This is a genomic window from Streptomyces sp. NPDC001941 (assembly GCF_040296945.1).
Classification (GTDB): Bacteria; Actinomycetota; Actinomycetes; order Streptomycetales; family Streptomycetaceae; genus Streptomyces.
In genome coordinates, this window is record NZ_JBEOYE010000009.1 from 1 (window position 1) to 17,508 (window position 17,508).

19 protein-coding genes are annotated in these 17,508 nt (G+C 72.4%); 7 read left to right on the forward strand and 12 right to left on the reverse strand.

The window, feature by feature from the left end:
* The 3 genes from ABT160_RS09890 to ABT160_RS09900 form a co-directional block, all read right to left on the reverse strand.
* Positions 1-397, reverse strand: a 397-nt coding sequence (locus tag ABT160_RS09890; RefSeq protein ID WP_351645860.1) for a DUF4288 domain-containing protein, incomplete at its 3' end; no start/stop codon positions are given.
* A gap of 10 nt (positions 398-407) precedes the next feature.
* The gene (locus ABT160_RS09895) at positions 408-710 is read right to left on the reverse strand and encodes a hypothetical protein (protein ID WP_351645863.1); all 303 of its coding nucleotides are present in this window, start codon (positions 708-710) and stop codon (positions 408-410) included.
* Positions 704-1,165 carry a hypothetical protein gene (locus tag ABT160_RS09900; RefSeq protein ID WP_351645865.1) on the reverse strand — a complete coding sequence of 154 codons (462 nt, stop codon included), beginning with the start codon at positions 1,163-1,165 and terminating at the stop codon, positions 704-706. The genes ABT160_RS09895 and ABT160_RS09900 overlap by 7 nt, the downstream gene beginning before the upstream one ends.
* 327 nt (positions 1,166-1,492) lie before the next feature.
* Here ABT160_RS09900 and ABT160_RS09905 point away from each other — a divergent pair, with 327 nt between their 5' ends.
* Complete coding sequence (locus tag ABT160_RS09905) at positions 1,493-3,235, forward strand: trypsin-like serine protease (protein ID WP_351645868.1); 1,743 nt, start codon at positions 1,493-1,495, stop codon at positions 3,233-3,235.
* Positions 3,236-3,331: 96 nt separating this feature from the next.
* On the opposite strand, the gene ABT160_RS09910 is transcribed toward ABT160_RS09905, so the two are convergent.
* From ABT160_RS09910 to ABT160_RS09930, 5 genes are all read right to left on the reverse strand, one after another.
* Positions 3,332-3,757, reverse strand: a complete 426-nt coding sequence (locus ABT160_RS09910) for a pyridoxamine 5'-phosphate oxidase family protein (RefSeq protein ID WP_351645870.1) — start codon at positions 3,755-3,757, stop codon at positions 3,332-3,334.
* A gap of 100 nt (positions 3,758-3,857) precedes the next feature.
* Positions 3,858-4,739, reverse strand: a complete 882-nt coding sequence (locus ABT160_RS09915; protein WP_351645873.1) for an alpha/beta fold hydrolase — start codon at positions 4,737-4,739, stop codon at positions 3,858-3,860.
* Between the two features lie 240 nt (positions 4,740-4,979).
* Positions 4,980-5,366: an STAS domain-containing protein gene (locus ABT160_RS09920; protein WP_351645875.1), complete on the reverse strand. Its 387-nt coding sequence runs from the start codon at positions 5,364-5,366 to the stop codon at positions 4,980-4,982.
* Positions 5,363-6,577 (reverse strand): cobalamin B12-binding domain-containing protein, encoded by a 1,215-nt coding sequence (locus tag ABT160_RS09925; RefSeq protein WP_351645878.1) that lies wholly within the window; start codon positions 6,575-6,577, stop codon positions 5,363-5,365. Before ABT160_RS09925 ends, ABT160_RS09920 begins: the two co-directional genes overlap by 4 nt.
* Positions 6,574-8,325: a PP2C family protein-serine/threonine phosphatase gene (locus tag ABT160_RS09930; protein WP_351645880.1), complete on the reverse strand. Its 1,752-nt coding sequence runs from the start codon at positions 8,323-8,325 to the stop codon at positions 6,574-6,576. Before ABT160_RS09930 ends, ABT160_RS09925 begins: the two co-directional genes overlap by 4 nt.
* A gap of 693 nt (positions 8,326-9,018) precedes the next feature.
* Between ABT160_RS09930 and ABT160_RS09935 the strand changes: the two genes are divergently transcribed.
* From ABT160_RS09935 to ABT160_RS09950, 4 genes are all read left to right on the forward strand, one after another.
* On the forward strand, positions 9,019-10,110 hold the full coding sequence (locus ABT160_RS09935; protein ID WP_351645883.1) for an NAD-dependent epimerase/dehydratase family protein: 1,092 nt from the start codon (positions 9,019-9,021) through the stop codon (positions 10,108-10,110).
* An 85-nt stretch (positions 10,111-10,195) separates the two neighbouring features.
* A complete protein-coding gene (locus ABT160_RS09940) occupies positions 10,196-10,954 on the forward strand; it encodes a glycosyltransferase family 2 protein (RefSeq protein ID WP_351645885.1) in 759 nt (252 codons plus the stop codon).
* Positions 10,955-10,980: 26 nt separating this feature from the next.
* Positions 10,981-11,661, forward strand: coding sequence for a TIGR04282 family arsenosugar biosynthesis glycosyltransferase (locus ABT160_RS09945; RefSeq protein ID WP_351646038.1), 681 nt, complete (start codon positions 10,981-10,983; stop codon positions 11,659-11,661).
* Positions 11,658-12,329, forward strand: a complete 672-nt coding sequence (locus tag ABT160_RS09950) for a class I SAM-dependent methyltransferase (RefSeq protein WP_351645888.1) — start codon at positions 11,658-11,660, stop codon at positions 12,327-12,329. The genes ABT160_RS09945 and ABT160_RS09950 overlap by 4 nt, the downstream gene beginning before the upstream one ends.
* Here ABT160_RS09950 and ABT160_RS09955 read toward each other — a convergent pair.
* Both ABT160_RS09955 and ABT160_RS09960 read right to left on the reverse strand, forming a co-directional pair.
* Positions 12,302-12,706: a hypothetical protein gene (locus tag ABT160_RS09955; RefSeq protein WP_351645890.1), complete on the reverse strand. Its 405-nt coding sequence runs from the start codon at positions 12,704-12,706 to the stop codon at positions 12,302-12,304. The two genes, ABT160_RS09950 and ABT160_RS09955, sit on opposite strands and share 28 nt — an antisense overlap.
* Positions 12,706-13,773, reverse strand: a complete 1,068-nt coding sequence (locus ABT160_RS09960; protein WP_351645893.1) for a molybdopterin-dependent oxidoreductase — start codon at positions 13,771-13,773, stop codon at positions 12,706-12,708. Before ABT160_RS09960 ends, ABT160_RS09955 begins: the two co-directional genes overlap by 1 nt.
* A 260-nt stretch (positions 13,774-14,033) precedes the next feature.
* On the opposite strand from ABT160_RS09960, the gene ABT160_RS09965 reads away from it, so the two are divergent.
* On the forward strand, positions 14,034-15,551 hold the full coding sequence (locus ABT160_RS09965; protein ID WP_502984194.1) for a glycosyltransferase 87 family protein: 1,518 nt from the start codon (positions 14,034-14,036) through the stop codon (positions 15,549-15,551).
* Between the two features lie 43 nt (positions 15,552-15,594).
* A complete protein-coding gene (locus ABT160_RS09970; protein ID WP_351645895.1) occupies positions 15,595-16,401 on the forward strand; it encodes a DUF4253 domain-containing protein in 807 nt (268 codons plus the stop codon).
* Positions 16,402-16,450: 49 nt separating this feature from the next.
* Here ABT160_RS09970 and ABT160_RS09975 read toward each other — a convergent pair whose 3' ends face one another.
* Both ABT160_RS09975 and ABT160_RS09980 read right to left on the reverse strand, forming a co-directional pair.
* Positions 16,451-16,831: a VOC family protein gene (locus tag ABT160_RS09975; protein WP_351645897.1), complete on the reverse strand. Its 381-nt coding sequence runs from the start codon at positions 16,829-16,831 to the stop codon at positions 16,451-16,453.
* A gap of 172 nt (positions 16,832-17,003) precedes the next feature.
* Positions 17,004-17,441, reverse strand: coding sequence for a DUF2000 family protein (locus tag ABT160_RS09980; RefSeq protein ID WP_351646043.1), 438 nt, complete (start codon positions 17,439-17,441; stop codon positions 17,004-17,006).
* Positions 17,442-17,508 lie beyond the last annotated feature (67 nt).

Here is a 17,508-nt window from a genome sequence, read left to right on the forward strand (position 1 = left end):
AAGACCCGTACCCCCTACGACGAGGCCACCGCCTGGTCACACCACGCAACCCTCCCAACCGCAGCTTGACACCGCTACGGCATGGGATGTCTGACAGCAGGGGCTCGAACGTGCGGTACGCGTCGTAGTCGCGGAAGTGGCGCGTGTACAGCTCGGCCCCGTCACCGAGGTCGTCGGTGACCTCGGCGACGTCCACGACGTGCAGCAGGCGCCAGGTCACCTGCTCACCCCGCTCGTTGGCGTAGCTCGTCTCCATGTCGAGCCCGCGGCTGCGGGCCCGCTGCCTGGCCTCCTCCTCGTCGCGTGCTTCGAGCAGCACGAGGTTCTCCTGGTACAGCGGCGGCAGCCCGGGAGAGGTCCCGGTCCCCAGGACGAGGACGGCGACGTAACGGGGCATGGTGACGTCCCTACTTCGCGAAGCGGTTGTCGTTGAGCAGCTTCCACGCCGTCTTGCACGTGCGGTCGCCGCAGTCCTTGAGGTACCCGAGGGTGTCTCCGTAATGCTGTCCGGGGAAGACCTGGCGGATCGACCCCTTGCGGCAGCGGGAGATGAAGTTGTTCGCGATCTCCCCGAGGTTGTCATTGGCGTCGCAGTACCCCGCGGGCCGGGGCGGTGCGACGGCGGGCGCGGTGCCGGACGTACCGACGGTGAGGGCGAGCCCCGCGAACAGGAGGGCCGCCGCCCGCAGGCCGGTGCGCGCGCTCAGCATCCCGCGAACCTTTCGTACGCGATCCAGACCTCGCCCTTGCCGTTCAGGCTGATGTCGCCGGACTTGTGTAGACCGGTGTACTTGCCGCGGTACTTGCGCAGCTGTCCGAACTGTGACTCCAGTGACATGTACGGGGAGTCGAACTTCCAGTCGCCGGAGTACTGCGCGTACACGCCGTCGGTGCCCTCCGTACCGCTCGCCCAGCAGGCGCGGTCGCCGGAGTAGAGCACCAGGTTGCCGTCGTACTGCATCTCCAGGCGGTTGTTGCCGTTGCGCAGGCACTGGCCGGGCAGCAGCCGGTCGCTGAACGAGGAGCCGATGCCCCGGCAGTCGGCGGCATGGGCCTGCGCGCCGTGCGGAGCGGCGGCGGGGGCGATGGTCGCCGCGACCGTGGCGAGCAGCAGACAGGCCAGCGCCAGGGGACGGCGACGGCGGGGTGGGGACGTGAACTGCATGGGGGACCTTTCGGGACGTCCAGGGGCGGGCAAGCGGAAGGGGACAACGCGCCAAGGCCACGAAGAGTGACGGTTCGGCGGCACTTGTTCACTCATGGTTACCACTTTCGTCCCCTGGAACGCACTGACCTCCCAACTCCCGGCGGTGTCGGTCCGGTTGTCAGCTTTGGCGAATAGTGGACGGCGAGTGCCCAATGCCGGGGCGAAGGGCGGCGGAGCGCTATACGATCAACCGGTCGCAGCTGGGGGGAACGTATTTTCGTATACGTCGGCTGGTCCGGGGGGACTCTCACCCGCGCGCTGCGACGCGAGCGAGAGGAGAACTGGATGACATCTGCGCGTCACACGTTTCGAAAGGCGGTCCCCGCGGCCGCAGTCGCGGGCGCCCTGGCCGGAGCCGTCCTGACGGCCGCACCGGCCCAGGCCGCCGGACACGACCCGCGCCCGGCCTCCGTGGGGCGGCCCGCTCCCGCGAGCCAGGCGGAGCTCCAGGCCCGCGTGGACGCCGTGAAGGCGGCGCTCGCGGCCAAGGGCAAGGACACCGAGGGCCAGGGCAAGCCCCGCACCGGCAAGGCGAACCCCCGCATCATCGGGGGTGACGACGCCACCACGACCGAGGCGCCGTGGATGGTGCAGCTGTTCTACAACGACGACCGTGGCACCGACGACGTGGGCGACGACGAGTCGTTCTTCTGCGGCGGCACCCTGGTCAACCAGAGCAAGATCGTCACGTCCGCGAGCTGTGTGGCCGGCCGCGACTGGGTCAACCACGGCACTGTCGTCGCGGGCAGCACCAAGCTGTACGACGGCACCCAGGGCCGCCGTGTCGGCATCTGGCGCACCTGGACCAACCCGGCCTACGACGACGCCAAGAACACGGGCGACGTCGCCGTGCTGACCCTGCGCGGCCTGCTGCCGTTCAAGGGCCTCCAGCCGACCGCCGCCGCCAACACGGCGTCGTACACGCCCGGGACGACCGGCACGGTCTACGGATGGGGCAGCCCCAGCTCCTCCTCGGACGCCCTGGCCCCCAATCTGAAGAAGGCCACCCTCACGGTCCAGGCGGACAAGGCCTGCACCGACCAGTACGGTGCCCGTTTCACCGCCGGACAGATGCTCTGCGCGGGCGAAGCGGCCACCGGCAGCGACACCGGCACGGTCACCCCCTGCCACGGCGACACCGGTGGTCCGCTCGTCATCGGCGGGCGCATCGCGGGCATCGTGTCGTGGAGCGAGAAGGACTGCTCCACCTCCGGTGCGCGCGGCGTGTTCACCAAGACCAGCACGTTCACCGGGCTGATCAACCCGCGCGTCGACGACACCAACCTCAATTACGACGACAAGGCGGACCTGTTCGCCCGAGGTTCGGACGGCAACGCGTACGCCTACCTCTCCCGCGGCACCTCCCTGGGCAGCCGTGCGGAGCTCGGCGACTGGGGCGGCGCGAACGTGGTCCGCCAGACGGACCTGAACCTGGACGACGACGTCGACCTGCTCTTCCGCACCGCCGACGGCAAGCTGTACTGGTTCGGCTACGACGCGAACGAGGAGGAGTACACCGACCACCAGATCGGCAGCGGCTGGGGTTCGTACCGCAACATCACCGTCCCCGGTGACGTGACCGGTGACGGCGCCCCGGACGTCGTCGCCACGGACGCGGCCGGCGCGCTGTGGCTGTGGAGCGGCAAGGGCAACGGCGGCCTCAACGCGGCCAAGAAGATCGGCGTGGGCTGGTCGACCTACCAGGTCTACGGCAAGGGCGACTACAGCGGCGACGGCATCCCCGACCTGCTGGCCCGCGACGCCCAGGCCCGCCTGTGGGTCTACAAGGGCACCGGGAACCCGAACTCGCCGTTCTCCGCGCGCGTGCAGATCGGCAGCGGCTGGAACTTCACCGCGTACGTCACCACCGGCGACATCACGGGTGACGGTCGTGCCGACTTCATCGTCCGCGACGCGGCCGGCGACATGTGGGCCTACCGCAGCACCGGTTCGGCGACGGTGCCGTTCGTGACGTCCCAGCGCATCAAGGTCGGCACGGGCTGGAAGTCGTACAACCTGTTCGGCTGACGCGAAGTGCACTGACGGGATGAAACTGTGGCGCCCGCCCCCTCCCGGGGCGGGCGCCACGGCACTCTGCGATCCGAGACCCGTGGCCCCGGGCCGTCAGACCGATCCGAGGTCCGCCGAGTACCAGCGCTCGGGCCGCAGGTGGAACAGCACGTTCTCACCGTGCTCGTCGGTGGCGAACTCCACGTACCCGTCGACCTTGTCGGCCGGCAGGTAGCGTGCGGCGATCTCGCGCAGGTGTTCCTTCGTGGCGTCCTCCGTACGGACCACGGGACCCTCCACGGACACGTACCGCACCGTCGGGTCGGTCCGGTCCACCATCAGAGAGAAGCGCCCCGCCGACTCGATCAAGCGGCCCTTCCTCGACGTCCGTCGGGTCATCACCCACAAGTCTCCGCCCGGCGCGTACTGGTACCAGATGGGCAGCGTCAGAGGCGCTCGTCCCTCCTCGGCCACGACGGACAGTGCCCCGATGTGGGGCTCGGCCAGGAACTGTTCGCGCTCTTCGACGCTGAGGGGCATCGGGGAACTCCTTCGGTGGTGCGGCTGGCGGGGACCTTGTCGTCTGTCCTGGTTACCAACCCGTCCTACTGTGACGGCTATTCCACGTTCCCGGCGGAGGTCAGCCGATTTCGGCCAGGACGTCGCGCAGCTTCGCGGCGAACTCCTTCGGCGCACCGTGCTGGCCGTACTCACCGCCCAGGAAGCCCGCGTGATGGCTCGGGAAGACGACGGGCTCCGAGCCCAGGCCCTCGGCCACCGCGCGCCCGCAACGGGCGGCCATCTGTTCGCCGGACTCCTCGCCGACTCCCACGACGACACGCGTGGACGCGGTACGCAGGGCCCCGAAGTCCGGCGCGAACGCCGTACAGCTGCGCATGTTCTGGCCGACCAGCGGATCGTTGCGGGTGCCGTCGTCGCCGGTCGGCATGCCGAACGCCGACGGGTCCGGCGCGGGGCGCTCCGCCCAGTCCGCCGGGAACTCTCCCTCGAAGGCGGTCAGCGCGATGAACTTGGCCATCGCCGCACCGAAGCCCGACCGGAGGTACGTCACGTGCACGTCCTCGCACGCCGCCAGCGCGTTCACGCGGTCGGGCAGCGCGGACGCGGCGGGCGGCTCGTGCGCCACCAGCGTGCGCACCAGCTCGGGGTGGCGGGCCACCAGGGCGAGCGCGTTCACGGCGCCGCCGCTGCTGGCGAACAGGTCCACCGGGCCCGCCCCCACCGCCTCGATCACCAGCCGAAGGTCGTTCGCGTGCTCCTCCGGTAGCGTCTCGGACGCGTCGTCGGTACGCGGGCTGCGCCCGGCACAGCGCGGGTCGTACGTGATGACCGTACGGTCGGCGAAGTGAGAGGCCAGCGTCGCGAACCCGTCGGCGCCCATCGGCGACCCGATGAGGAACAGCGGGGGCTGCCCGGCGCCCTCCGGCGTCCCGGCGTCGCGTACGTCGTACGTGATCGTGGCACCGATCGCGTCCAGGGTGCGGGTGACGGGCTCGGTCATCTCTGGCTCCTCGGGGAGTGCGCGGCGGCCGTCGACCGGCTGCCGGGCGGAGACTGGTGCTTTCGAGAGGTAGGACCGGCCCGTCGCGTCGAAGTCATCGCTGCCGGGCGAGTTCTCACGAGAAATCCCGGCGCGTGGGTCGCGGGCCCGTCAGCCGCTGGCCCGCTGCACGCGCGCCTCCTGGTGCAGGTGCTCCAGGGCGTCGAGCAGGATCACGCCGCGGGGGTACGCGCGCGTGCGTTAGTCCGCGCGCGGGGACGGCGCCGGGTCCGCTGCCTCACGGGCACTCTCCGTGCCCGTGAGGTACTGCAGTGTGCCGGTCATGTCCATCAGCCGGAGCAGGGCGTCGGGGAAGTGCTCCAGGACCAGTCGTACACCCGCGTCGTCGGCGATCCGTCGCAGCATCAGCAGCGCCGAGAGCCCCATCGAGTCCACGAACCGGGTCGCCCCGCAGTCCACCCTCAGCTCCCGCGGTCCGGACCGCCCGGCGGGCGGGACCAGCTCCTCGCGGACGAGCTCGACGAGCTCGTCGCTGACGCCGTACTCCAGGTCGCCCGTGACACGGATGGTCACCACACCTCCCTGGCGCTCGGTCTGGAGGCTGAAGTCGGGCTGGAAGGTGGTCATTCGGACTTCCCGTCGCGATGGTCGGGGACACGCGCGTCGAGTGCGGCGCGGCCCGCGCGCAGCACCCGCCCGGCTCGGGTGAAGTCGATGAGCCTGTGCTCCAGCACGTCCAGGGCCGGGACCAGGGAACGCACGGGTACCTGCCGGGCGGTGAGGATGTCGGCCGTCCACGTCAGGAACGAGGTGAACAGCTCGTCGTCGTCGACGTACAGCGCGGCGGCGAGGAACTCCACGATGTGCGCGATGTCCTCGATGGTGTGCCGGCGCTGTGCCGCCGAGTACGCGCGCATCGGCGGGTAGAGCTTCTCCAGGCCGGCGATGGTCTCCCTGACCAGGTCCCCGCGCGTCTTCACGACGAGGGTGTACTCCTGGTCGATCAGGTGCGGCAGGTCGTCGACCGCCTGGTGGGGCGGTGCCACCGGTCGCTCCAGGCCTTCGGCCAGCCGTCGGGCCGCCGCACGGGCGTCGGGCTCCCAGGCGTCGGCGCCGAGCAGGTGCGCGTACCGCCCGGCGGGGCCGAAGGCCTTGCCGCCGGTGATGACCGGGACGCCGATGGCCTGGCAGGCCGTGATGGCCGCGTGCGCGGTCGGCAGGTGGGTGGGCAGCGAGGACGACAGCGCGACGGCCGAGGGGCCGGTCTGGTGGAGGTGGTGGATGAGGTGGGCGGTGGGCGTGTGGGCGCCCAGGAAGTCCACCCGCCAGCCGTCCAGGCGCAGCACTTCGCCGAGCAGCCGTGCGGGGAAGGCGTGCCACTCGCCGTCCACACAGGCCACCGTGATGCGCCCGCGCGAGGGCGCGATGGGCTCCGGGCGTGCCGGGGGCCGCGAGCCGGGCGCGGCGGGCTCCTCCGGCAGCGACGGGCCGCCCTGTGCGGGCACCGGGACCGGGGACCGGCCCCTGGCCGCCGCGCTGTCGCGCGTCGCCTGCGCGAGTGCGGCGATGACGCGGTCGTTGATGGCGGTGGCGGCGTGCTCCTGGGCGACGGTCAGCCGGTTCGCGGCCCACTCGGCCCCGACCCTGGCCTGTACGGGGGCGACGACGTCCAGGAGCGCCGTCACCGGGTCGGTGCCGGCCTCGAGCAGGTCGAGCACGACCATGGAGGCCGTGATCTCGTCGCCGTCGCGCACGGCGGCCCAGAGCGCCTCGCCCGCGCGGGCCACGACGTCCGTGTCCGGACGGAGTGACGCGGGAGTGTCCTGAGAAGCGTTCATGCTGTGTACCTGCCCCGAGTGTGACCGTCCACCGCGCTGAGGTGGTTGTGGCGCGGCACGGCGATGGCCACGACCGCGATGTCGTCGTGCGGACCGCTGCCGACCCATTCGGAGGCCAGCATCTGGATCCGCTCCACCACTGCCTCCGCGGGCAGTCCGTAGCACTCCGAGAGCGCGTCCTTCAGGCGTTCCTCGCCGAACATCTCGTCGCCCAGCGGCCCTCCGACGGCCTCGGTGATCCCGTCGGTGTACATCAGGCAGACCTCGCCGGGCTCCAACCGGGTGAGCGCGCTGGTGGCCGTGATGTGGGGGAGCGCGCCCACCAGCGTGCCCCGGGTGCGGGCCTCCTCCACCGTGCCGCCGGCCCGCACCAGCAGCGGCGGGGGATGACCCGCACTGGTGATCCGCAGGTCCACGCGGGCCTTGCGGCGCGCCACGGAGACCAGCGCGAGCGTGGCGTAGCGCGTGTGGTGCGAGTTGACGAGCGCGCCGTTGAGCAGCCGCAGCATCTGCAGGTGGTCGCCCTGCATCGAGAGCAGTGCCTGGAGGGTGTTGCGGATCTTGCCGGTGAGGACGGCCGCGTCGAGCCCCTTGCCGCACACGTCGCCGAGGACGACGAGGGTCTCGGCCTGTTCGTCCCGGCCCGGGTGCACGTCGTAGAAGTCGCCCCCGACGCGCTCGGACTCGCCCGAGGAGCGGTAGCCGCCCGCGAACTCCACGCCGTGCACGGACCGCAGGGTCGGCGGCAGCAGCTCCCGCATCAGCGTGTCGGAGATGCTGGTCTGTTCCGCGTACAGCCGTGCCGCGGACAGGGCACTGCCCGCGCGTGCGGCGAAGATCCGGGCGAAGACCTCCTCGGCCTCCGTGAACGCCTCGTGCCCGGCGGTGCGCAGCAGGATCAGCGCCCCGGCCGGCACTCCGTGTCCGGGCAGCGGCGTGACCACAACGGACGACACCGCGCCCGCCAAGGGCTCGGGCAGGACCCACTCGGGCAGCGCGGCCGGGTCGATCCACCGCGAAGGCACCGGCGGAAAGCCCTGCATGGCCTCCATCAGGCCGGGGACGTCCGCCAGGTCCGCCACGACGGTCGTGCGGGAGACCTCGCCGTTCGGACCGCAGGACGTGACCGGGTACCGCTGGCCGCGCCCGGGTGCGATCACCACGGCCGCGTCGCCCAGGTGGCGGGCGGCGAGCGAGGCGGTCACCTCCATGCAGCGCCCGGCGTTCAAGGAAGCCAGCAGCTCCTGGGAGGCCGAGGCGAGGAACTCCGTGCGCTCGCGTTCCTGGCGCAGCTCGCCCTCCAGGCGCCGCAACAGGGTGTCCTCGGTCAGCCACCACACGACACCGCCCTCGTCCAGGGGCTTGGGGTGCGCCGCGAAGCTGCGTCCGCCGATGTCACCGCGCGCGGGGGAGGGCGTCCGGTCGCCGGGCCCGCCCGGAGTGCCCTGCGGCGGTACCTGTCCGCCGTGCCCCCGGCCGCCCGCGCGCGCGTCATGCTCGATGGTGTGCCGTCGAGGACCGCCCCGGGCGAGCTCGGCGTGCGCGTGGGCCAGCCACGCGGGAGCGACGTCGCCCAGGGACCTGCCGCTGTCCGCGTCGGGCAGCAGTACGGACGCCGCCCTGTTGACCGCACGGACCTCGCCGGAGAAGTCCGCGATCAACACCGGGTACGGCGCGTCGTCCCATGCCTCCGCGAGGTGTTCGGAACGGCCTCGCAGATGTTCGTCGGCCTGCCGGGGAGCAGTCATGTCACTCGGGAACGCGCGATGCGCACCCCACCACCTTCCGCTGCTAGGGAGCCGACCGTGCGGCCGCGGCCGCACGTCGAGCAGGAGGTGCCGTACACGGAGATGGTGCCCGGTTCCGGACGGTGGCGTCGAGTCGTGTCGAGGGCGTGAAGGGGCACGCGTGCCGTGGGCGCACGACGTGCCCGACGTGTCACGCCGATGGCTGCGGCGAACGAATCGATTCGTCACGAAGTAGCCCCTCGCGCCGTCCTGCTCTTACCCGCCTTGCTTCCCAAGCGGATGAGGACTGAGGTCTTCACCATCCCACGGGATGCCCGGCGAGATCCAACACAGTCGCACCGTGGAGGACATGGTCACGGGATGCGCACAACGCCCCCATGTTCCGCACAGTTGGCGTCCCCCAGGCCGGTGACCGGGCGTACGGTCGTTCGCAAGGCCGTTACATCGCGGGCGCTTTGGCGGTCCCTGCCCACGGTTTTCTTGCCGCGCGCCGGATTTAGCGGAATTCGTGAAGACTGCCTGAGTCGTCTGACCATGCCCGTCTCGCAGTCCGGGACCGCGTGGTGCGCACCCGCGCGCCGCCCGGTCGTCGTGGTCCGGCCCCCGTCGGCCGGCCCCGCGCAATCCTTACGGGTCCATGACGCCGGTGCGCGTACAGCGCGTCACGTGTCCGTTCCGGCCTAGCGTCGAAGCATGCGTGTACTCGTCACCGGAGGTGCGGGCTTCATCGGCTCGCACATCGTCGAGGCCCTCGTCCGGCGGGGCCATGAAGCGGTCGTCCTGGACGCCCTGCTGCCCAGCGCCCACGGCAGCCCGCCCGATCCGTCCGCCGTACCGCCTGTTCCCGGTGCCGAGTGGACCTACGGGGACGTGCGCGACCCGGACACCGTCCGAGAGGTGCTGCACGGCGTGGACGCCGTCTGCCACCAGGCCGCCATGGTCGGCCTCGGCAAGCACTTCGCCGACACACCCGAGTACGTGAGCTGCAACGACCTGGGCACCGCCGTGCTCCTCGCCGCCGCGGCGGACGCGCGCGTGCGCGCCCTGGTGCTCGCCGGGTCCATGGTGGTCTACGGCGAGGGCCGGTACGCCTGCCTTCGGCACGGCCTGGTGCGGCCCGGCCCCCGCGCCGAGCACGACCTCGCAGCAGGCCGCTTCGAACCTCTCTGCCCCGAGTGCGGAACCGACCTCGTGCCCGGCCTGGTCGCCGAGGACGCCCCCGCCGACCCGCGCAACGTGTACGCCGCCACGAAGCTCGCCCAGGAGCACCTGGCGGCCGCCTGGGCGCGTGACACAGGCGGGCGCGCCGTGTCGTTGCGCTACCACAACGTGTACGGCCCGAGGATGCCCCGCGACACTCCGTACGCGGGGGTCGCGGCCCTCTTCCGCTCGGCCCTGGCACGCGGCGAGGCGCCCCGCGTCTTCGAGGACGGCGGCCAGCGCCGCGACTTCGTCCACGTCCGCGATGTCGCCGCCGCCAACGTCGCCGTCCTGGAGGCCCTCGCCGACCGCACGCCTGGCGTGCTCACCGCGTACAACACCGGTAGCGGCGAACCGCACACCGTCGGTGAGATGGCAGCGGCCCTCGCGGCGGCGCACGGCGGTCCCGCGCCCGTCGTGACGGGCGAGTACCGGCTCGGCGACGTACGCCACATCACGGCCGACTCCCGGCGCCTGCGGGCCGATCTCGGATGGCGCCCGGCCGTCGGCTTCACCGAAGGGATGACGGAGTTCGCCCACGCCGGGCTGCGGGGGACGGTCGCCGTTTCCGTCCCGGAGGGATGACGCCCGCGCCCAGGAGGGCTGACGTCCTCGTTTCGTAAGGTCCTCGGCCCGTGAACAGCGGCCTTCGATCCCTACCGTGAAAGACGTGAACAGTGTGAACGAGACGGACCTACGGTCCGGCGTGGACGGGACTGCCTGCACGGTCGACGTCGTCCTGCCGTGCCTCGACGAAGTCGACGCCCTGCCCTGGGTCCTCGAACGCGTCCCACGAGGCTGGCGGGCGATCGTCGTCGACAACGGTTCCACCGACGGTTCGGCGGAACGTGCGCTCGAACTGGGCGCCACCGTGGTGCGCGAGGCGCGACGGGGCTTCGGCGCCGCGTGCCACGCGGGTCTGCTCGCCTCCACAGCCGACATCGTCTGCTTCTGCGACTGTGACGCGTCCCTCGACCCCGGCCTCCTGGCCCCTTTCGTCACCGAAGTGGCATCAGGGCGGGCCGATCTGGTCCTGGGCAGACGGCGGCCCGAAGGGAAGGGCGCCTGGCCGTCGCACGCCAGGGCGGGGAACATCGCCCTCGCCCGGATGCTGCGCCACCGCACCGGACTGCGCCTGCACGACCTGGGCCCCCTGAGGGCCGCCCGCCGCGAGGCACTCCTCGGCCTCGAACTGACCGACCGGCGCAGCGGCTACCCGCTCCAGATGGTGGTGCGGGCGGCCGACGCGGGCTGGCGGGTGACCGAACACGACGTCCCCTACCGCCCGCGCACCGGCAAGTCCAAGGTGACCGGCACCTGGCGGGGCACCTGGCACGCGGTGAAGGACATGCGCGGCGTGCTCCGGGAACCGCCCGTGACGGCCCGCGCGGACCGCCGTCCGGGCACCGCGCGGGAGGTCGCCTCGTGAAGGGCTGTACGGACCCGGAGGGCGGCCTGGACGGTACGGAGTCCGAGGCCGTTCCCGTCGCGCGGGGCACCTTGCTCGTCATCGCCAAGGAACCCGTGCCCGGACGTGTGAAAACCCGCCTCACACCACCCTTCTCTCCCGAGGAGGCCGCACGACTCGCCTGTGCCTCGCTCACCGACACGCTGCACGCGGTACGCGCCACCCCGGCGCGGCGGCGCGTCCTCGTCCTCGACGGACGGCCCGGACCCTGGTTGCCCGACGGGTTCGACGTCGTACCGCAGTGCCCGGGCGGACTCGACGAGCGCCTGGCCGCCGCGCTGTCCCACTGCACCGGTCCGGCCCTCCTCATCGGCATGGACACCCCCCAGGTCACTCCCGAGCTCCTGGCCGCCGGCCTGGACTTCGCCGACTGCGACGCACGCTTCGGGGCCGCCGACGACGGCGGCTTCTGGGCACTCGGCCTCGCCGCACCCGATCCGGAACTCGTACGCGGCGTCCCCATGTCCACCGCCACGACAGGCGCCGTACAGCGCAGGCGCCTCACCTCAGCGGGACTCACCGTCCGCGACCTGCCCGCCCTGAGGGACGTCGACACGGCCGAGGACGCCCGCGCGGTCGCCGCCCTCGCCCCCGACAGCCGGTTCGCCACTGAACACGCCGCGCTCGCACGGAAATCCGAGGGGCTCACGCGGGGAGGCGCCCGGTGAACGCCCTGGAGTCCCCGACCGTGACGCGGACCTGGAGCGCCGACCCGTACACCGATGCGCTGCGCTCGGGACGCGGCCCGCTGTTCCTGCGGCGTGGCGACGGATGGCTGCTGCCCCTGGAGGTCGAGCGCTGGTGCGCGCGGGCCGACGACGCCGACACGACCGTACTGACGCGCTGCGCGGGAGCGGTCCTCGACGTCGGCTGCGGCCCCGGACGACTGGTCGCGGCGCTGGCGGAGCGCGGCCGCCCCGTCCTGGGCATCGACGTCAGCCGAGCGGCCGTCGAACGCACGCACGGACTCGGCGGCCAGGCACTGTGCCGGTCCGTCTTCGACACGCTGCCCCGCGAGGGCGCCTGGGGAACCGTCCTGCTGATCGACGGCAACATCGGCATCGGCGGCGACCCGGCCGCCCTGCTGCGCCGCGCCGGCGAACTCGCCGCCCCGGACGGCACGGTCATCGCCGAGGCCGCACCCCACGACGTCGACGAACGCGTCGAGGTACGCGTCGAGGACGGCAGCGGAGCCCGGGGCGGGGCCTTCCCGTGGGCCCGCGTGGGCACCCGGGCCCTGACGCGGTACGCCGCCACCGCCGGCTGGGCCGTCGCCGAGCGGTGGCGGGCGGGGGAGCGCCGGTTCGTTCAGCTGCGGCGTCCCGCGCGCCGCTGACGGGCCCACAGGACACAGGCCAGCCCGGCACCCGCCCCGGCCACCACCGCGAGCAGCAGCAGCCAGTTGCGCAGGTAGTCCAGCGGCAGGACCGAGGGATTGGCCGGGGTGCCGGGCCGCAGCAGCACCGGGAGCGCCACGACGGTCAGGCACCCGGCCGCCACCAGTGAACCCCGCACCACACCGCGCGCCGGTACCGCCGCGACCAGCAGCCCCGCCGCCAGCACCAGCGGTGCCACCAGCCCGTCGTGCACGGCCACCGCTCCCGCCAGCCACACCAGCGCGTCCCACGGCGCCGGCAACCCCGCCATCAGCCAGGCCCCGAAGCCCAGCAGCACGAGGCCGGTACCACCCGTGACCGCACGCCCGACCGACATCACAGCGCCTCCAGCTTCGCGACCCACTTGGTCTGCCACACGCCCGGGCGGTTCGGCGCGATGATGCGCGCCGGATAGCCGTGGTCGGGCGCCAGGACCTCTCCGTTCAACCGCAGGGCGACCAGCGTCAGCGGATCGCGCGCGTACGAGGCACCCATCTCCATCACCCGGTACGCGCCGCCTCGCTGCAGCGACTCCACGCGCACGCGCGCGCCCGGCCCGGCACCGGCACGCTCCAGCAGGTCCCGAACCCGCACACCCGTCCAGCGCGCGGACTTGCTCCACCCCTCGACGCACGCGATCGGCAATTCCACCTCGTACTGAGGAAGACCGCGCAGCTCGGCGAGGCTGAGGGAGTACGGCCGGGGCCCTTCGATGTACAACCGCCAACTCTCCGGAACAGAGGTGACTCCCGCCGCCGCGGCCGTCTTGTTCACCGGAAGACCCTGAGGGCCGTGGTCCGGATGGCGTGGCGCGAGCAGATCGAGCCTGCGCAGCGGGGTGAACGACTGTCCCACCGTCGTCACCGTCACCGCGCCCACGGAAGCCGCCACAGCGAGCAACAGGGACCGTCGGTCCGGAGTGTCCTGCGCCGGAAGCGACAGCGTTCCACTCGACCGCTTCCCCCAGTGCGCCCTGATGTCCTCCCACTTCACAGCGATGTGCAGCAGCAGGGCGCCGACGATGACCCAGGCGACCGCATAGTGCAGGGGGACGAAGGAGAACGGCCAGGGATACCACTGGACGGTGTTCAGCAGTCCGGTGAACAACTCGAACAGCACGGCCGCCACCAGGACGCCGATGGAGAGGCGCTCCAGCGCGTGCTTCACCGAACGCACTGGCGGCCAGACGAACAGGCGCGGGTACACCGCCCACAGCTTCGCCAGCACCAGAGGGATCGCGGCGATCCCGCTCGCCACGTGCAACCCCTGGGTGAACCGGTATCCCCAGGCGGGCCTGCTGGGCAGATCATCGGCCAGCCAGCCCGGAGGGTGCTGGAGGTAGTGGCTGATGACACCCGTGACGAAGCAGACCAGCACCGCCGCGCCCAGCCACCGTCCGAGCACGGTCGCGGTCCGGGCGTCGTGCAGACGGCCCGCGAAGACGGGCGGCCGCAGCCCAGAGGGCTTCAGCGCGGCCGGGAGCCTGAAGCGGGGCGACCGTGGCCGTGCACGCGGGGGGCGCCCTCCGGGGGACGCGGGGAGGTGGCTCATGCCCTCCATCACACCGGCCGAAGGCCTCGCGTGGGGCCAGCGACTCCTTACGAAACGCGGACGTCAGGGTCTGTGGCGCCGCAGCCGGGCGTGGCCGCTGCGAGGGTGGGACCGTGCCCGAAACACGTACAGACAGCGCCCACGCCCCCTCCGGACCGGCCGCCGCCGGGACGTCGCACGCCCGGCGCGCCACCGCCCTCTCCGTCACCGCGCTCGGGGCGCTGATCGCCGTCCTGGTGGTGACAGTGCGCTACGACGGGTACTACACCGACCCGGCGGGCCTCTCCTGGCTGTACGCGGCCTGCTGGCTGCTCTTCGCACTGGCTGCCTGGGCGGTGCGCCGGGTTCCGCTGCGGCGCGTGGTGGCGCTGGTCCTGGCCGGCTCCGCACTGGTCGCGGCAACGGGCCTGGTGGCCGAGCCCCGCACCAGTAGCGATGCCTACCGGTACGCGTGGGACGGCCGGGTGCAGGCCGCGGGTGTCTCCCCGTACGACTACGCACCTGGGGACGCCCGGCTCGCGCCCCTGCGCGATGCGTGGCTGTTCCCGACGGGAGCCCAGTGCGCCCAGCCCGAGAGGGCGAAGGTCGCGGCACCACCAGGGGACCCGGAGCCGACGGCCCCGCACTGCACACGCCTGAACCGTCCCTCCGTGCACACGATCTACCCGCCCGTGGCGGAGGGGTACTTCCTGGCCGTCCACGCGCTGTCCCCCGAGGACAGCCGCCTGAAGCCCTTCCAGATCGGCGGCGCCGCACTGTCGGTGGCCGTCACGGCCGTCCTGCTGGTCGTACTGCGCCGCCGTGGCGCCGACCCGCGACGGGCGGCCCTGTGGGCGTGGTGCCCCGCCGTGTCGATCGAGGCGGTGAACAACGCCCACGTCGACGTGCTGGGCGTGCTGCTAGCAGTGACGGGACTGGGGCTGGTCGCCGCGCGGCGAGGGGCGGGTGCGGCGCGGCCGGCCGGACGGCGCGCGGTCGGAGCGGGCCTGCTGCTGGGAGCGGCCGTCGCCACCAAGCTGATGCCTGCCGTCGTCCTGCCCGGAGCGCTGTCAGGAGTACGGCGCGTACGGGACGCGGCGGCGGTACTCGTCCCGGCCGGCCTGTTCGTCGCCCTGGCCTACCTTCCGTACGCCCTGGCCTCCCGCGACTCCGTGTTCGGCTACCTCAGCGGGTACGTGGAGGAGGAGGGCTATGACGACGCGGGTGCGGGCAACCGTTACGCACTGTTGCGCCTGCTGCTGCCCGACGACTGGGCGCTTCCCGTGCTGGTGGTGATCCTCGCGGTGGTGTGCGGGTGGGTGCTGTGGCGCGGCGACCCCGAGCGGCCGTGGAGCGGCGCGCTGCTGGTGACCGGCACGGCGTTCCTGCTGCTCACCCCCGGCTACTCCTGGTACGCCCTGCTTCTGGTCGCGCTGGTGGCCCTGGACGGCCGCTGGGAGTGGCTGGCGGTCGCGGCGGCCGGCGCGGCGAAGTACGTGACCGGGCGGGCCTTCGCGGACCCGGCGACCGTAGGGACCACGGCGTACGCGGTGGCGGCGGTGCTGGTGCTCGCCGGGTGGTGGGTCCGCAGGCCGGGCAGCGGGCCCTCCGCGAAGACGAAGTGGCGTGCGAGGGCGCTGAGTCGGAGCTGAGGAGCGGTAGGCATTGTCAGACCCTCCTCCTACCATCCCCGTCATGAACACCGATTTGCTGCACAGCCTCGACGTGTCCCTTCCGCCCGGCCGCATCGTGCTGTCCGGCGAGGGGGACGGCGACGCGCCCGCGCTGTGGGTGAGCGAGGGGCCCGTCGCGTTCGACCTGTGGAAGCGCGTGCACGCCCAGCACACCCGAACCGGGATATGGCCGCTGCTTCTGGAGCCGCTGAGAACGGGCGAGGAGGACTTCAGGCCTTGGTCCACGGGGGAGTTGTTCCCCGAGGGCATGACGTCTCCGGGGAAGCACGACGCGGAGGAACTGCTCGCCCAGTGGTGGGAGCAGCACAGCCCGCGCGTCGAGGACGGCGTCCTCGACGCGCCCGCGCGTACAGCGGTCACCGCTCCCTTCGGACGTTTCTGGCCCGGTCCCGCCCCCGCCACCACGCCGTCCGCCGACCCCGAGGCGGCTGCACGCGAGTGTGCGGGCTTCTTCACCGACTTCCGCGACGAGGTGCGCCTGGGCCTGGTCGCGGCGGCGCGTGGCGCCGACGCGCTGGCCACGGCCGGCTGGTCGGGGCCGATGAACTACGACAACGACTTCGGGAAGTACGCGGCCGTCCTGCGGAGCTGGGAGGACCGCTTCGGGGTGAGGGTGGTGGGCGTGGGGTTCGCCACGCTGCACCTGAGCGTGGCGTCGCCGCCGGTCGACAAGGGGCAGGCGCTGCGCGTCGCCGCCGAACACTTCGCGTTCTGCCCGGACAACATCTGGCAGGGCCCGGACGCCACACTCGACGCGTACGCCGAGCGGCTGATGGGTGCGGACTGCTGGGACTTCTGGTGGGACTGAGGCCGCTCCATTTATCGTTTCCCTGGTCCGGCGCTCTGTTCCGGAGACGTCAGGTGCGGTTGCGGGGTGAGAGGCAGAACGGATGTCCCGCCGGGTCGAGGAGCACCAGCCACTTGTCGGGCGTCGGCTGGTGCGCCGGCTCCGAGGCTCCCAGCGCCACCAGCGCGTCACGGGCCTGCTCCAGGTCGTCCACGTCGAAGTCCAAGTGGAGCTGCTGCGGTACGCCCTGACCGGGCCAGCTCGGCGGCTGGTGGCCGTCGACGCGCTGGAAGCCGATGAACAGGCCGTTCGCCAGGGTGAGCCCGGCGAAGTCGGCGTCCGAGCGCGCGTGCGGCGCGACGCCCAGGGCCTGCTGGTAGAAGGCGGCGAGTTCCAGAGGGTCGGCGCAGTCGAGCGTCACGGCGCTCAGCTCCAGGAGGGCGGGCGTCATCGGAGTCTCCAGGGGCGGGGGACGGGAAGGGCGAGGACGCCCACCCTAGTGATCACGGCGTGGGCGCACGATCGAGTTCCCTGGGGCGTCCCAAAGGCGCACCAGCGGCGTCCCAGAGGCGCACCAGAGGCGTCCCAGGGAAGGACGAACGGGCCCGTGGCGCCCGGCTGTCTCACGGATGCATTCGCGCACCCTTGAGCACCTTGTCGACCGCGTTGCGCGGCCCGTACACGGCGATGCCCACCAGGTCCAGGTGATCGCGGTGGACGGCCCGTACGGCGGCACGGTTGTCCCGGTCGTTCCCGGTGGAGAACAGGTCGGAGGTGAACACCGCCAGCGAGAGACCACGCGACAGCGCGCGACCGTGTGCCGTCGTCAGCGTCTCCTTCGCGCCCTCGAAGACCAGCACCGGCTGGCGGAACATCGGCCGGTACTCGGTGCCGTCCGCGTCCTCGTAGGGCTCGCCGATCACCTCAGGGGCGGCCTGCCCGAGCCCGCTGACCAGGAACGCCGTGACATTGAGCCGCTGCCAGGTCTCCAGGTCGTCGCGCAGCAGCACCGCGATCTTGGTGTCGAAGCGCACGGGGGCGCTGTCGTCCGGCGTGGCCATGGGTGCGGGGGCGGCGGCAGCGGAGTGAGGGGCAGGGGCGGGAGCTGAGGCGGTCTCGTACGTCATG